Origin of the sequence: Gracilimonas sediminicola (assembly GCF_024320785.1) — a bacterium.
Classification (GTDB): domain Bacteria; phylum Bacteroidota; class Rhodothermia; order Balneolales; family Balneolaceae; genus Gracilimonas; species Gracilimonas sediminicola.
This window is the reverse complement of record NZ_JANDBC010000001.1, coordinates 1,261,017-1,276,541: the sequence shown is the minus strand read 5'-3', so window position 1 is coordinate 1,276,541 and position 15,525 is coordinate 1,261,017. Positions and strand designations below refer to the sequence as shown.

Genomic DNA, 15,525 nt, shown 5'->3' with positions numbered 1-15,525 from the left:
GTGTCCCAAAAATAGAAACGTAGTTAACTGTCATAGAACCAAGAGAAGTGGCCAACAGAACAGAGTTGAGTAAAGATGAAACCGCAGAGAGCTACGATGCCCTCGCATCCAAATACGATGTTCGGTGGAAGGGGTACCTCGAGAATACACATCAAAAATTATTAGGTCAGCTTAGAATACATCCATCCGATCGGGTGTTGGACATCAGCGCAGGAACCGGTTACCTGGCAAAGTATATTCAACAGAATGACTGGGAGTTCGGTGAGTTTGTACTGAATGATGTGTCCTCTGAAATGCTGGGGAAGGCTCAGGAAAAGGTGGGCTCCGATGATCGATATCGCTTTACCGGGTACAGCGCAGAGCAGATGAGTTTTGAGACCAATTCTTTTGACCGGGTCATTTCAATGAATGCTTTTCACAATTACCCGAATCAGGAGGCTGTTATACAGGAGGTTTATCGGGTGCTAAAGCCCGGCGGGATGTTTTATTTGCTGGATTGGAATAAAGAAGGGCTATTCAGAGTGGTTAATTACTGGATCGATAAGCTTACCAGTGAAACCATTCAAACCGTTTCCGTAGATGATGCTGAAGCATTACTCAGTTCACTTCATTTCAATATTAAGAACAAGCAAACCTGGCACTACAGGTATTGGAATTTATTCCTCATCACCGTGAACAAGCCCGAACAGGGGAAATAGAAAAAGCCCCGCTCGATCAAAACCGGGGCTTTATTTGAGTTATTCGGAGTATATGTTTGCTAATCACTTAAAATCAGCACTGAAATAATACGAGGATCAAAAGCCGCCGGATTGGAAAAACTATTTAAGATTCGGAAAGAGAGGACGATAAGCGGGTACAGAAACCCCGCAAGGGGAGGAAGTGATGATTACCGGTACTTAGAAATTCCTTACAGGTATTCTATAACAGCGGTTACATCGCCCTGGTAGTGACCTTTTAAAGAGCTGAGGTCTTTGATTTTACCATTCAGGGAGATGTGGTGCTCACCGGTTTCCATAGTTCTTTTATCTACCTGAAGTGATTCAAACTCTATGGCTTCTCCGTCATAATTCTTTATGCCGGCGTTTTCAACGATTGAAATACTTACATCAGTGCCCGGTGAGGTTTGAAGTGAGAACCCCCCGGCTTTGACATTATTGTTATTTGCATCCACGGAGCTTAAATCAATAAGCCCTTCTTCAATGGAAGACAAGCCGGCTCCGCTTACGATCTCTACCCGAACTTGCATAACAGCAGTTGTTTGTGCCTGAAGGGAAGCCCAAAAGCCGGAAACCAGGAGAATTAATATGTGGGTGATTGCTACTCTCATTTTTATTTATCTCACCCAAATAATATTAATTTCCTCTAATATTAAAAAATCTTAATTATAATAAAGCGGAAATAATTTCCCCATGTTTTTAACAAAACCGTCTTGAATTATATTTTAAGGGGGATATTTACAAATATTAGAAATTAAAGCTCTCTAATATTAGAAAGGCGTGTCTTAAGGAATCGTCGATTCCTGACAGTATCAGAGGTTTTTGAATGAAGGGGGCGGGACTAAATTCTGAAGAATCTCTTCAGTTTTATCCTTTTTGCTTTCTTTTTGAGAGCGGTAAGTTTTTCCTCATCCAATTCAAGGTCGTCTGGATGGAGTTCTATTTCTTGAAGGGAATCCATTGGGTGGAGTATCCCAAGGTGTTTGATGAAGGTGCTGAGGTGGCTTCGCAGATACTTCTTCCGGTTCTTGTCCAGGATCTCTATGATCTCTTCCCACTTTTCGGGTTTAACTGAACATTCAATCCCCAGACCTATAGCATCTGAGTCGTCGGGACTGTTGAGGCAAATCTCCAGTTGCAGTTCCAGGTTTTCAGGTAGCGGTTCGGGACGGAGCAATTTTGGGCCCTGGTGTTTTCGGTATCCGCGAGGGAAAAAGCTCTTCCAAAGCTCTCCGGTAGTGGGGTCGTGATAAAAGACCTCATAGGTATCCATGTTCTTTCGCACGGTAACCATGTCTTTTATGCGCTCTATTTGTCTCTTATTATTAATGATATACATAATATTGCCTGCCTCGTAGATATATACTTTCGCCTATAGTAAAAGTTCCGTACAGCTGATTTGTTACAAATTATTTTAGCCTGAAAAGATTACTCAGGCTTTTATTTCATTTGCAGATGCACTGAACCATTCCTGATTCAGCGGTTTCTTATTACTTACTGTACGCGTTCAATGATGATGAGTGTTATATCGTCACTTTGGGGCTGACCTTTACTAAAATTATCGATTGTTTTTAGCAGGTTCATCATCATTTGAGAAGGGGTGAGGGATTTATGTTCCAGAAGCCATTGCTCAAAACCTTCGTCTGAGAAAAACTCTCCCTCTGTATTTCGGGCCTCAGGGATTCCATCTGAAAAGAGAATTAACTTATTGCCTGAATACAGTTTTATCGAATCTCCTTTAAAATCCACAGGGTCCATAATTCCCAGCATCACACCACCCACTTCGAGCTGGCTAAGATTATGGTTGTGTACATCCAGCAGATAGGGATTATTATGCCCGGCATTCACGTAATTGAAGGTGTGAGTTTCGGTATCAAGTTCACCATACACTGCGGTTATAAACTTGTCGATGGGGGAATCTTCGTAGATAAGTTTATTTACGCTGTTGATGGAATCTCCAACATTTTTGTTGTTCTCCACATGAGAACGAAGGGAGGCACGCATGGTAGCCATCAACAGGGAAGCAGGAACACCCTTGCCGGTTACATCAGCCACGGTAAAACCCCAGCGCTTGGTCCCAGGGATGGGGATATAATCATAGTAATCGCCCCCAACGCTTTTTGCAGGTTTACTGCATCCTGCAATACGGTAATGGGGAATATTGGGGACCTCCTTGGGCCAAAAGCCGGATTGGATGGTGCGCGCAACTTCAAGCTCTTTATCCATTAGCTCTTTCTCGATGCGCTCTTGCTGCAGTTTGGCATTCTCAATAGCAATAGCAGCCTGATTGGCCATGGTCTGAAAAACAGGAATTAAATCTTCGGAAAGCTCTTCGGGATTCTTTTTGTTGATTGCCTGCAGGGCACCAATCACCTTTCCGTTATGGTTTATCAGGGGCACGCAGATCAGGTCTTTGGTGGTGAATGATGAACTCACACTGAGCTCTCCCGCAAACCGGGGATCTTTTTGAACATCCCTGACCAACACCGGCTCCACATTCTGTACCACCCAGCCACTTAACCCTTGATTGGAGGGCATACTTTTCCCGGAAAGCTCTGCTGTAGCAGGCCCGGTTGGTATAGTTAAGGTGAGTTTTGATTTATCTTCGGAAAGCAGAAAAAGCGAGCTTGCCTCCGTGTCCATAATGATTTTGGCGGAATCCATAATCTCACGAAGCAGCTTATCCAATTCAAGGTTAGAATTTATTTTTCCAACCAATTCCATCAGCAGGTTAAGCTGTTCAATATTGATAGATTGTGATGTCGTTTTCATACCCGATACCCGTACATAATAATTACACTGTTAAGCTCTTTGAGATTCACCCCTTTTGAAGTGTACTCCAAAGCGTTCCTCACCTTGATCAAATTGCATCAAACCCCAAAAAGAAGCACTTCAATATAAATAAGAAGAGTCAATATACTATAACGATTCTTAGGAATACAATGCCCGTTCAGATAGGTGAAAACACGTATTGATTTTAGAAATTTATTTCTCGTGATTGTGATCATAACGATCTAAATAATTAGCGGGAAGGGTACATGAATTTGCTGAAGAAAATTATGATAGCCGGGGTTCTGTTCTGTATAAGCCACTCTATATTGGCCCAGAATACAGATGAGAAAGAGTTGGTAATTCGGGGTGAACCGGTACTTTCATCCAACCAGATCATTGCTGACCGGGACGTGAACTACGATGTAAACGGAAAGCTGGCGGCGGGGCTATTAGTTAAAGCTTCCCAGATGGACTTGACCATACAGTCGACTTTAGGAGTGCTCAGTATAATGGGATACGAAAATTCGGTTTTGGTTCTCCTTTCACCTCAGGAAGACAAAGTAACCATCATTAAAGAAGGACTCGATCCGCTGGATATTTTACTGAGCCAGGCGGGCATAGAATTAGAGAGCGGTAAAGTGTGGGAAATTGAGGTAACAGAACAGCTGAAGAAGAATACTTCTGATGAGTTGAGCATTGTGAAGGAACTCGAATATCTTAAAAACGAACTGGTAGCCAATCGGAGAGAAAATAAAAATGCGGAAGGGATTTTGGCTGCCGGGTTAAAGATTTATTCAGAATGGGAAAACCTGGAAATTTCTGTATCAGACCCCGATAAATTGTTAAAGGTTCAGGAAGGGGAAAACTATTACCTGGTCTATGTACTACCCGAAGTTCAGGAGCTTCGGATTTCCATGCCCGGGAAAAAGCCACTAACCATCAACCTGTCTCAAACTACCCTTGAAAGCGGCCGGGTATATAGTTTGAGTGTTGAGTAAACTGGTATATTCAGAGATTTCGGTAAACAAAAAAGGGATGTCAACATAAAGCTAACATCCCTTTAGTCATGTCGGGGCGACAAGATTTGAACTTGCGACCTCTCGACCCCCAGCCGAGCGCTCTACCTAGCTGAGCCACGCCCCGATCAATGAGCGCTAAAGATACGCATCAAATCAGGCAAAACTCAATCATTTCTTACTCTGGCACAATTCCACCAAAACCCCGTGATTATCTTTCGGATGAACGAAGGCAACCAGCTTGTTATCGGCTCCGTCTTTGGGTTGTTTATTCAGAATGGTGAACCCTTCTTTGCGAAGACGATCTAGTTCGGCATGGATGTCATCCACTTCAAAGGCCACGTGATGAATACCTTCGCCTTTCTTTTCCACATATTTGGCAATTACAGAATCATCGCCGGTTGGGCCCAGCAGTTCCACTTTCGATTCGCCAGTCTGGAAGAAAACCGTTTCCACCTTTTCACTTTCTACGGTCTCGGATTTAGTGGGGGAGGCGTTTAAAATCTTTGAATAGGTTTCCGTGGCTTTCTTTATGTCTTTTACGGCAATGCCAATGTGATCAATATGCATGAATAAAGAGTTTAACGTTAGATTAATTATCGATTGAAATAGGGTTTTTCTGAAGCAGCCCATCTTCCCGGACAAGCTTTTCGATGCTTTCAATATCGCGCGGGAGAAAGTCGCTGTAAATCTCGACTCCATCTTCAGTAGCAATAATCATGTCTTCCAGGCGAATGTAAATTCGTTCTTCCGGTACCCGAAACTGAGGTTCAATCACAAATACCATTCCCGGCTCAATGGGAACGGCATAACCCCCAACATCATGAACGGACATCCCCACTCCGTGCCCCAATCGCATGTCCGGGTCTTTGGCTCTTTCATGATAGCCGGCTACAAACTGCTCGGCAGCATTTCGGTAGAGTGGCTTGGAGAATTTGTGTTCTTCTAAAATGACGTCTATTTCTTTGAGGGCGTTTTGCATCACTTGTTGTGGAGTAAGCCCGAGTTTAATATGATAGAGAATAGCCTCGTAAAACTTCAGATAAAATGAGTACAACTCCCTTTGTACGGGATTGAACGTGCCATTAACGGGCCACATCCGACCAAGGTCGCTGGAGTAGTACCGGTCATAAGCTCCGTAATCCATCAATATCATATCCCCGGCTTTTGCTGTTCGCTTGCTGTTGTGATAGTGGTTCATGTACGCATCGGGGCCAACATGGATAAGCGGGTAATAGGCATCATCCTGAATATTATGCTTCCAGTAAATGTATTTTGAGACGGCCTCCAGTTCATAGGGCTTTACACCCGGTTCGGTCGATTTCATCGATTCCTTAATAACTTCTGCCTGCAAGCGGGTGGAGCGGCGGATAAGTTCAAGCTCTTTCTCGCTCTTTATTTTCCGAAGTTCGTCGATAACGGGATCTAAATCTTCAACTTCTAAATCCGGAACTGCTTCCCGTATTTCCTGAATGAAGTTTTGATGGCGGGGCAAGCGTGTATCCAAAGGATTGGCTTTCATGTCCTCAATGTGGCGGTTGGCCATACTACGTGTCATGGCCACTTCCTCGTAAGGACTGTGAGGTGTATATGCGGTGGTAATTTCTGCAGTTTGATTCAGGGATTTCAGGTCGTTAATTAAATCTGAGTACGATCCCACATTCTCAATACCGGAAAGTTCTGTTACTAATTCGGCATCTTCGAAAGAAAGTATTTTGCCTTCCCCATACTCCCGGCGCTCTTTACGACTATACAAATAAACGGTGGCCTCCCGGGTTTGCCCGTTCAGGATTAGGTAGGCATCGGGTGATTCTATGCCGGATAAATAGTAGAACTCGTTGTTTTGTCTGAAATCAAGATATCCTTCCGGGCTTGGGGCACCCTGTAAAATAGCAATGCTCTCTTCTCCGATGGCCTCGTAAACCTTGTCTCGCCGTTCTGCAAATTCAGCCGGGGTGAAGTGTTCAGAAAACAAAGCCCGGTCTTCTTTTAAGGTTGATTCATTCCAGCTTGAAGATTGAGCCTGTAAAGAAGCAGAAAAAACGAAGAAAATAGCGAACAGAAACAGGCTGTTGATGTTAACAGCTAATCGAAGAGTACGTGGCATGGTTGCAGGACTGAGGTTAAAGTTTCACTCAAACAAAAAAAGGGTAAATAAAAAGTAAGAAACAATGACGTTATAAACTTTTTATCTACCCCGTAAAGAAGATGGTACAAATATGTATTCTATTTTAGTCCAGTGAATTCATCAGGCGCTGAAACAATTCACTGCTGGTATTACCACTTCCGAGGTTGAGGTCATCAATTTGCTCGTTAATGGCTTCAATTCTTCGTTCCAGTGAAAGACCGCTCCACTCCGTAATGGCTTCGGTTTCTGAAATCTGAATTCGGTTCAGGTATTTGATAGCCTCATTGGGATTATAACCGGAAAGGTAGGTATAAATGATACCCCAGTAATCAGCATCAAATTCATAGGACTCCAGTCGTTCGCTGTTGGCAGCATCATAAAAACCATCGGTCCAGTCAGTGATGCGTTGCTCATTTTCCCGCTCTTCTTCTGTGGCTTGGTTTTCCGCTCCTTCTTCAGCCAATTTTCGGCGCATTTCGTCCAGCAGGCTCTCGCGCTTAACCCGCGGCTCTTGCTCTTTGTACTCAACCATACCATGGCTGAATACAAGGTGAGCGATTTCATGAGCCAGGAAGTGAACCAATTCGGCTTCAGAACGCATCTGCTTAAGGGCTCCTTTGGAAACAAAAATATAGTTGCCGGGCAGCGAATATCCCTGAACAGCTTCCGAATCAAGAATGAAAACTTTGAAGTCGAGTTCCGGCTTGTGGCTGTTCTCTACAATCAGTCCGGAAAGTAAATCCAGGTACCGTTGCAGTTGGTAGTTGCTTACCAGCCCACGTTGAGCTACCGCACTGGCAACCGCATAGCCCACCTGGTCGATGGCAGGGTCGGTATAAGGAACAAAAATAGCATCCGGGTACAAGAGTCTTCGTTCTTGCTGGGGATTCATTTTCCGCTCTCTGACCCCAATAAAGTTCTGGAACTCAGTAGGAGAAGCAGGCTCGATCTGAAATTTCTCGAAATCAACGGTGTATTCGATATCCCGTGCACGGCGCCATTTTTCGGCAAAGCCCTTTACGGCGGCCGATACCTGGGTAGGTGAAGCCACCAGTTCCTCTTCTACATCTGCATCGTCACCGTCAATTTGGGAGAACATCAGGTTCATCCGGCTTTGGAGGGAGTCAGATTGAAGTTTGTCCTCACTAATCTTAGAATCAGAAAGCGTGTAGCTTGGCACCCATCCCAACGTTTCTTTGAACCAGATACGATCCCAGTATCCCTGTGTGGAATCCAACTCAACTTTATTGTTGATGTACAGGCGCAGTAAAAACTCATGATAGGCCGCAGGGCCTTTACGCATATCTGCCGTTTGGTTCGTGTATTTTACCTGGGCCAAAGCAGATTGGCCGAACATAACTGTGCAAAACAATAGCACCCCAAAAGAAGAAAGTAGTTTTTTCATCATTTATTTGTTTGTTGATAGCTACCCTCCCAGTTGTCGCCGGGCGGATTCTTTTTAAATACCTCGATATTTTTTGAATAAATTCGGCAGAGCATGTCCCCGTCTTTAAGCTCCAGTGCTTTTTCGAACTTAACTTCTGCCGCTTCCCATTCACGATTATAATAATGATTTAACGCACCATGGAAAAGCTCTACAAACGATTCCCATTTTGAGGACTCTTCTGTACCTTTTTCGCAAATAAGTTCAAAAATCCGGATGGGTTTTGTTTTACCCTTTGCCTTCATTAGGGCGACTTCACGCGTCAAAAGGCGGTCTTTTACCTGTTCTCGGGTTGATTGTGAAATTAAAATCCGGGTGCCAAAATCCTTGTTGGCAGGTTCGAGGCGGGCGCCAAGGTTCACATTATCACCTAAAACCGTATAGCTGAACCGGTCTTTGGAGCCCATATTTCCCACAACCATAGGCCCGGAATTTAAACCATAGCGCACATGGGGAGCAGGTAACCCTTCACCCGTCCATTTTGCCTGTAATTCGGCCAGTTTTTCTTCCATCTCCAGGGCACATTTACAGGCGTAGTAAGCGTGATCTTCTTCCGGAACCGGAGCTCCCCAAAAAGCCATGATGGCATCGCCAATATATTTATCCAGCGTGCCTTTGTTTCTAAAAACGATATCGGTCATTTCACTTAAATACTCATTCAGGAAGGTAACCAGCTCTTCGGGAGGGGTATCTTCAGAAATCGAAGTGAATCCAGCTAAATCGCTGAATAAAACAGTAAGTTCTTTTTTCTCCCCGCCTAATTTAAGCAGTTCAGGCTGCTCAATTATTTGTTCAACAAGTTCTTTTTGAAGGTAAAGGTCAAAGGCACTGCGAATGGCACGCTTCTGGGCATCCTCACTTACATATTTGGTTGTGTATCCTACGATAATCATCAACAACGAGGAAAGGAATATTTCAGCTGTAGGAAACCAAACCCGGTACACACTGAAGAGAATTAATCCGGCAATAATGATTGCTCCCATCAATACAGCAGAAAAAGAAATGTTCACTTTTGAAGGCGTCCAGAAAATCAGGATCAGAAGGACGGCTGTGAAAATGAGAATGAGGATGTTTTTGGTAAAAGGAGAAACCGTGGTTATGAAGTCACTTTCCAGAAGGTTGTTGGTAACAGCGGCATGAATTTCTACACCCGGAAAAGGTTCAATCGGGCTCATGGGGGTTGACTTGATATCGGATAATCCGGCAGCATTGGCACCGACAAATACAATTTTGTCTTTTAGCTCTATTAAAGAATCAGCTTTGGGGTCGCCGGTCTGCCGAAATTCGAGCCCGGCTTTAAACAATCCGTAAAAAGAATAGTTTCGGAATGTACCGTCTTCACTTCCTCCTTTCTTGTACCAGTTAATCAGATACTTACCATCGGGTTGAAGCGGAACCTTTAGCGAGTCAAGTAAAAGCGAACGGCCGGTTCTTTCAACCGAAACCTGTCCTCGTTGATACCCGAGATAAGCGGCCACTCCCAGAGAGGGAAGAGCACGGTCCCCGGAAATATTAAAAAACATAGGCACCCTGCGAATGATGGACTCATTTTCAGTTGGGATGGCAACAGATCCAATTTTATGGGCGGTATTCAGAAACCGCGGGATCGGAACATTATGTACGGAATAGAGCTCCGAACTGTCTTCCAAAGCAAGCGGGTAGGTAAAGCGGGACAAGTCTGATCGGTTATATCCATCTTCACTTTCAATGGTTTGTGCAGACAGGACAGAGTTTTGATAAGTGCCAAACATTTGCTCCAGGTACAGGTCACTCCGCGCACCGGAAAGGCCGTTTCGGTCAAAGTCGGGTTGATCGAAAAGCACATCATAAACAACCAGCCGTGCTTGTTTGGCCATCAGATAATTGTGGACGGTTCCATACACTTCACGGGGCCAGGGCCAGTAGATGCCATGTTCTTTAGCGAAGGTATCCAGGCTTTTTTGGTCAATCATAGCCAGTGAAACCCGGTCTTTGGGAACATCCCGCTCGAAAGAACGGAATTTTTGATCGAGCAGGGAGTCCTCAATAGGGTTGAAAAAGCCCGCATATTGCAGAATAAAAAGTGAGCAGATTACGGCGGCGTACACCAAGCTCACGAGAGCTACTTTACTAAGTTTTCTTCCTTTTTTCATTTTGTACCCGAATTACAAGGCGAACAACAGATTTCTATAATAAGAATTTCAGTGTTGTTGTGCACTTTATAGCTTATCGTTTAATATCATTGGCTGCTGCTGATGTCGACACTATTTATACGACATCTTAGAAATGCTTTAATTATCATTGCCTTTGCAGCACCGATGAACCCTGAACAATATAGTTTTTTATGCCACATCATCGAATAAAATCTACAGAAAAATATCCATTCTGGTTTAAGACTACCGTTACATTAATTGGCCTGTACTTACTGTTTCTGATAATGAGCTATGGCAAGTTTATCCTGATGCCGCTTGCTTTTTCGGCATTTTTCGCGATGCTTTTGAGTCCTATAGTAAAACTTTTTGAGCGCTGGAAACTGGGCAGGGCGTTCAGCATCATTCTTACGTTGTTGGTGGTATTGGTTGTTCTTGGAGGCATTTTATCGCTGATATCGGCTCAGTTTGTGCAGTTTGCTGAGCGCATACCGGAAGTAACCGAAAAGCTGAAGACCGTTTCCAATAATGCCATTCAATACCTGGAAGAAACAGCCGGGATTTCCCAGGAAGAACAAAGTGAATACTTGCAGCAGGGCATAAACAACCTCATCGATCAGAGCGGGAATTATGTAAGTTCCATCGTAAGTGCTACCACTAATATATTTACAGTGATGACGCTCATGCCCATCTTCATTTTCTTCATGCTGTACTACCAGGAGATGTATCAAACCTTTTTTCAGAAGCTGTTTGTGTCCAGAAAAGGCGATTATTCCAATGTGGACAATTTATTAGGGCGGGTGCAGAATGTAACTCAAAACTACCTGGTTGGCATGCTCTCGGTGATTGGGATTTTAGCCATTCTAAATACAACCGGACTTTTTATCATCGGGCTGGAGCATGCACTGTTCTTTGGAGTTTTTGCCTCCCTGTTAGCCATCATTCCTTACATCGGGATTATTATCGGAGCATTGCCACCGTTGTTATTTGCCCTGCTGCTTACCGATTCGCTGATCACCCCGGTGTTGGTGGTTGCTGTTTTTGGAACCGTGCAATTTCTTGAAGGTAACTTTATCACTCCCCGTATTGTCGGCTCTAAAGTATCTATCAATCCGTTTGTAGCTATGATTGCCTTGATTATTGGCGGCGAGTTATGGGGAATCTCCGGGATGATTTTGTTCGTACCGTTAATCGGTATTCTGAAAGTGATTTTTGATCAAATACCGGAAATGAAACCCTATGGATACTTATTGGGTAATTCTGTTAACTATGAAGATTAGACCTTGAAAGCACAAAGCCCGGTAATATCGTTTTTCGCTGCACTTATATGCTTGCTTATTGTCGGCGCTTGTTCGGATCAAGAGGTTAAGGAAGAGCATTATTTTCTGGATGGGTATGATCATCTGGAATTCCGGGATTCAACCGGGCTGCCGGTTCCTCCCAATCAATACATAGTCTCTACCCAGGTAAATGGGGTGCGGATGTATGACATCAGAGATACCACCCTTATTCTGTTTAATACCCGGGCGAAAGAGCCATACAGAGGATATATCAGAACCTTTGACAGCAGGGACTATAACCTGCAGGGTGAATTTGAAAACGGGGAAATGTTTCGGCTGCGGTATTGGTACGCCAGCCGAAGGTTGGGAATGGATGCCGATTATCGGAAAAACACCGGGAGCATTTGGGATAAACTGGGTCGGTTGGCTATAAGCTGGAATGCCGATGAGTTATATTTTATAGACCCGGCCACGCAGAAAATCACTCAAATTCGAACCGACACCATGACCAGCTATTACAACAAATCCGGGGAGCTGACAAGCTATACGGTTCGTACCGATACCTCATTTGTTCAGTATTATGCCGACGGCCAGCCGCGCTTTAAATTTCCTTATTCCGAAGTGGGTCCGCGCAGCGGACAAGTCAGGAGATGGCACCCCAATGGCCAGGTTCAGGTAACCGGACAGTACAAGGATGGGGAGCAATCCGGGGTTTGGATTGAATATGACAGTTTGGGGAATGAGATTAAGAGGGAGAGCTACGACTAAATTTCTTCGGGAAAGAAGAGATCTCTCACATAGGTATAATTAGCCGCCATTCTTCCGATCGGATCGTACTTGGCGTAATCTACCTTGTCATTTTCCATATACACATCATCCTGAATGTGATAGCAAACCAGTTCCCCGATCACCTGATTGAAATCACCCAGCTCCATCACACGGTCTAACCTGCATTCCATACTGATAACGGCTTCTTCAACTCTCGGAGCAGTAACGAGAATGCTTTTTATTGGGGTGAGGCCTGTCTTCTCAAACTCACTGATTTCTTTAGGATAAATGGTGCTGCTTTTGTGCATGTGATTAACCAGCCGGGCCGAAACCAGGTTGATGACATAATCACCGCTGTCCTTGATGTTCGCCAGGGTATCTTTGTCGCCATCTTTCCCCACATTCGCTCCCCGGCCTATGGAGGTGATAAACATGATAGGGTTATGGGAAATCACATTGAAATAACTGTAAGGAGCTAAATTTGGAATCCCGCTTTTGCCAACCGATGAAATCCATGCAATAGGCCGGGGCACCACCGATGCCTTTACAAGTTTGGCAATCTGATGTTCAGAAAACTGAGGCTTTTCTATAATCACGGAAGTAGATTTTGAGTTAAAAAATCGGTGTTCGAAGGTAGCTATTTTTGGAAAGCTTGCATAATAAAGGTAGTTGCAGTTGGTTCTTGAAATAAACAAATTCCTTACATATCGTACAAAAAGTAAGAATTATGCCTACAGCAACCATCACATCCAAAGGTCAGGTAACCATCCCCAAAAAAATCCGGGACGAACTGGGATTAAAGCCCGGTGATAAAGTCAATTTTGAGGTTGATAAACAAGGGAACTTAAATGTTTCTAAAAAGAAATACTCCATTGACGATACATATGGCATGTTGCATCGGGAGAATCAAAAGTCCTATACAGTTGAAGAGATGGACGAAAAATTAACAGAGTATTTTAAGAAAAAATATAAAGCCCGATGATTGGCGCTGATACAAATATAGTGGTTCGCTATCTGACCGCAGATATTGCTGATCAAGCTCAAAAAGTAAGGGCATTTCTTTTAAGCGGAGGAAGGTTGTATATAAACGAAGCGGTACTTACAGAGCTTTATTGGGTGCTTACAAATGTATATGACTACCCTAAAAACAAATTTATAAAGGCAATTGATCAGCTGATGAACACAGAAGGATTTGAGTTTTTTGATGTCTCAGTACTCCAGGCAGCGATTGCAGATTATATAGACTCTTCCGCAGGATTCAACGATTGTTTGATACAACAAATTAACAAACATAATGGGCACAAAACCCTGACTTTCGATAAAAAAGCTTCCAAACTCAAAGAGATGAAATTATTAGCATAAACAGTAAATCGTAAGGGTAATTCATGAATTACCCTTACGATTTATCTTGCCTCAAAAAAGGACCTTACCTCTTCCGCACTTTTCGCATTCAGTACACGGCCTTTCCCATACTTTCCTTTTCGGGCAATACGCACACCGTATGGAATATCGTCAATGCCATCGGTGGAGTGAGCATCAGGGTTGATGGAAGTCATGAGCCCGACTTCCATAGCTTTGTTGCCAAATCTCCAGTCAAGGTCGAGCCGGCGCGGATTGGCATTGATTTCAATCGCTGTATTATGTTCGGCTGCCAGGGCAACCAGTTCGTTAAGGTCTAAATCGCTGCCGTTTCTTTTCAGGAGCAGCCGGCCTGTTGGGTGACCCAGAATTCTGGTATATGGATTTTTGATAGCATTCCGCATCCGTTCCATCATTTTATCCCGGGACATTTCCAGTGATTGGTGCACACTGGCGATGACGAAATCAAAACCTTCCAGAATATCATCCTCATAATCTAAAGAACCATCGGCCAGAATATCGGATTCAATGCCTTTAAAAATCACAAAACTTTTGCCGGCATCGCTGAATTCCTCGTTCAGCTGATCAATTTCTTCCCACTGCTGTTTAATTTCATCTACTGAAAGTCCGCCTGCATAAGCCGCCGTTTTGGAATGATCGGTAAGCCCAAGATATTCATATCCCCGTTCCATACAGGCTTCGGCCATTTCTTTGATGGAGTACTTTCCATCACTCCAGGTGCTGTGAGCATGAATAACACCCCGAATATCTTCATCAGAAACGAGGTCAAAATCCTGCTGTTCTTCGTAGATGTCGAACTCACCACGGTCTTCGCGAAGCTCAGGCGGCACAAAGTGCATATCCAGTTTCTCGTAAATATCCGACTCACTCGAAAATTCAACCGGAGCATCAAAGTTGGTGTCACCGTTGTCGTTCAGCTTAAACAATCCATATTCATTTAGGCTCATTCCACGATCGCGGGCACGCTGCCTTAAAACCACATTGTGTTCTTTACTTCCGGTGAAATACATAAGGGCGGCCGGGAATTCCTCAGGCTTTACGATGCGTAAATCCACCTGGCGGCCTTCTTTGGTTCTAACCGAGCTCTTGGTGTCTCCTTTACCAAGTACTTCCGTCACGCGTTCGTGATTGGTGAAAACATCGAACAACGGGTTAATGTGTTTTTCGTCAGCGGCAATCAATATGTCGATGTCGCCAATGGTTTCCAGTCCGCGACGGTAGGAGCCGGCAACTTCAATCTGCTGAACCCCTTCCTGATCTTTCAGGCTGTCAAAAATGGTACTGGCGATTTCTTGGGCTTGATCCAGACGGCAGCGTTCATCAAACTTCTCCATCCATTCAATGGATTTCTTTATTTTCTCCGCCGATTTCTGCCCCAATCCTGAAAGCGATGCCACAGAGCCGTCTTCAATCTTTTCCTTCAGCTCATCAATAGTACTGATACCCAGTTCTTTATGGATTTTATAAGCGTTCTTGGGGCCGAGTCCAGAAATACCCAGCCAATCGATCAAACCTTCCGGTACTTTTTCTTTGAACGCTTCCAGCACGGGCATTTCACCGGTTTCTTCCAGCGCATAAATGTCTTCAGCAATGGATTTACCAATCCCTTTTATATCCGTCAGGTTTTTTTCTTTGATGTACTCGTTGATGTCATCCCCAAGTCCCTCAATCGTCTGGGCGGCTTTATCAAAGGCTATAACTTTGAATCGGTTCTCACCCGCGAGCTGCATAAGTTGGGAAACTTCACGGAGTTTGGCGGCGATATCCTGATTGGTGTAGGGCATAAAAAGTATGGGCTAAAATTTAATTTATCGGATGATAGTAACTAATGGATTTGCATTCAAAGATTAGGTGTTAGTCGCAAGGTGTTAGGTTTTAGTGGGTCATCCTGA

General features: G+C 44.1%; 15 protein-coding genes and 1 tRNA gene. 6 read left to right on the top strand and 10 right to left on the bottom strand.

Annotated features, from left to right (window positions below):
- Positions 1-47 precede the first annotated feature (47 nt).
- Positions 48-698 (top strand): methyltransferase domain-containing protein, encoded by a 651-nt coding sequence (locus tag NM125_RS05750; protein WP_255133703.1) that lies wholly within the window; start codon positions 48-50, stop codon positions 696-698.
- Positions 699-907: 209 nt separating this feature from the next.
- On the opposite strand, the gene NM125_RS05745 is transcribed toward NM125_RS05750, so the two are convergent.
- The 3 genes from NM125_RS05745 to NM125_RS05735 form a co-directional block, all read right to left on the bottom strand.
- Positions 908-1,327, bottom strand: a complete 420-nt coding sequence (locus tag NM125_RS05745; RefSeq protein WP_255133702.1) for a hypothetical protein — start codon at positions 1,325-1,327, stop codon at positions 908-910.
- Between the two features lie 230 nt (positions 1,328-1,557).
- On the bottom strand, positions 1,558-2,055 hold the full coding sequence (locus tag NM125_RS05740; protein WP_255133701.1) for a hypothetical protein: 498 nt from the start codon (positions 2,053-2,055) through the stop codon (positions 1,558-1,560).
- A gap of 155 nt (positions 2,056-2,210) precedes the next feature.
- The gene (locus NM125_RS05735) at positions 2,211-3,488 is read right to left on the bottom strand and encodes a GAF domain-containing SpoIIE family protein phosphatase (RefSeq protein ID WP_255133700.1); all 1,278 of its coding nucleotides are present in this window, start codon (positions 3,486-3,488) and stop codon (positions 2,211-2,213) included.
- 266 nt (positions 3,489-3,754) lie between these two features.
- Between NM125_RS05735 and NM125_RS05730 the strand changes: the two genes are divergently transcribed.
- Positions 3,755-4,486 (top strand): hypothetical protein, encoded by a 732-nt coding sequence (locus NM125_RS05730; RefSeq protein ID WP_255133699.1) that lies wholly within the window; start codon positions 3,755-3,757, stop codon positions 4,484-4,486.
- 71 nt (positions 4,487-4,557) lie between these two features.
- On the opposite strand, the gene NM125_RS05725 is transcribed toward NM125_RS05730, so the two are convergent.
- The 5 genes from NM125_RS05725 to NM125_RS05705 form a co-directional block, all read right to left on the bottom strand.
- A tRNA-Pro gene (locus NM125_RS05725) sits at positions 4,558-4,631 on the bottom strand.
- A gap of 44 nt (positions 4,632-4,675) precedes the next feature.
- Positions 4,676-5,074 (bottom strand): methylmalonyl-CoA epimerase, encoded by a 399-nt coding sequence (mce, locus tag NM125_RS05720; RefSeq protein WP_255133697.1) that lies wholly within the window; start codon positions 5,072-5,074, stop codon positions 4,676-4,678.
- A 22-nt stretch (positions 5,075-5,096) separates the two neighbouring features.
- Positions 5,097-6,611 carry a M24 family metallopeptidase gene (locus NM125_RS05715; protein ID WP_255133695.1) on the bottom strand — a complete coding sequence of 505 codons (1,515 nt, stop codon included), beginning with the start codon at positions 6,609-6,611 and terminating at the stop codon, positions 5,097-5,099.
- A gap of 124 nt (positions 6,612-6,735) precedes the next feature.
- Positions 6,736-8,040, bottom strand: coding sequence for a M48 family metallopeptidase (locus NM125_RS05710; RefSeq protein ID WP_255133693.1), 1,305 nt, complete (start codon positions 8,038-8,040; stop codon positions 6,736-6,738).
- Complete coding sequence (locus NM125_RS05705) at positions 8,037-10,208, bottom strand: CHASE2 domain-containing protein (protein WP_255133691.1); 2,172 nt, start codon at positions 10,206-10,208, stop codon at positions 8,037-8,039. Before NM125_RS05705 ends, NM125_RS05710 begins: the two co-directional genes overlap by 4 nt.
- A gap of 191 nt (positions 10,209-10,399) precedes the next feature.
- Between NM125_RS05705 and NM125_RS05700 the strand changes: the two genes are divergently transcribed.
- Positions 10,400-11,485, top strand: a complete 1,086-nt coding sequence (locus NM125_RS05700) for an AI-2E family transporter (protein ID WP_255133689.1) — start codon at positions 10,400-10,402, stop codon at positions 11,483-11,485.
- A 3-nt stretch (positions 11,486-11,488) separates the two neighbouring features.
- On the top strand, positions 11,489-12,253 hold the full coding sequence (locus tag NM125_RS05695; RefSeq protein WP_255133687.1) for a toxin-antitoxin system YwqK family antitoxin: 765 nt from the start codon (positions 11,489-11,491) through the stop codon (positions 12,251-12,253).
- On the opposite strand, the gene NM125_RS05690 is transcribed toward NM125_RS05695, so the two are convergent.
- A complete protein-coding gene (locus tag NM125_RS05690; RefSeq protein WP_255133685.1) occupies positions 12,250-12,849 on the bottom strand; it encodes a flavin reductase family protein in 600 nt (199 codons plus the stop codon). The genes NM125_RS05695 and NM125_RS05690 overlap by 4 nt on opposite strands.
- Positions 12,850-12,980: 131 nt before the next feature.
- Between NM125_RS05690 and NM125_RS05685 the strand changes: the two genes are divergently transcribed.
- A complete protein-coding gene (locus tag NM125_RS05685; protein WP_255133683.1) occupies positions 12,981-13,235 on the top strand; it encodes an AbrB/MazE/SpoVT family DNA-binding domain-containing protein in 255 nt (84 codons plus the stop codon).
- Positions 13,232-13,615 (top strand): type II toxin-antitoxin system VapC family toxin, encoded by a 384-nt coding sequence (locus NM125_RS05680; RefSeq protein ID WP_255133681.1) that lies wholly within the window; start codon positions 13,232-13,234, stop codon positions 13,613-13,615. Before NM125_RS05685 ends, NM125_RS05680 begins: the two co-directional genes overlap by 4 nt.
- 41 nt (positions 13,616-13,656) lie before the next feature.
- Here the strand turns inward: NM125_RS05680 and polX are convergent, their stop codons facing one another.
- Complete coding sequence (gene polX / locus NM125_RS05675; protein WP_255133679.1) at positions 13,657-15,417, bottom strand: DNA polymerase/3'-5' exonuclease PolX; 1,761 nt, start codon at positions 15,415-15,417, stop codon at positions 13,657-13,659.
- Positions 15,418-15,525: the final 108 nt, after the last annotated feature.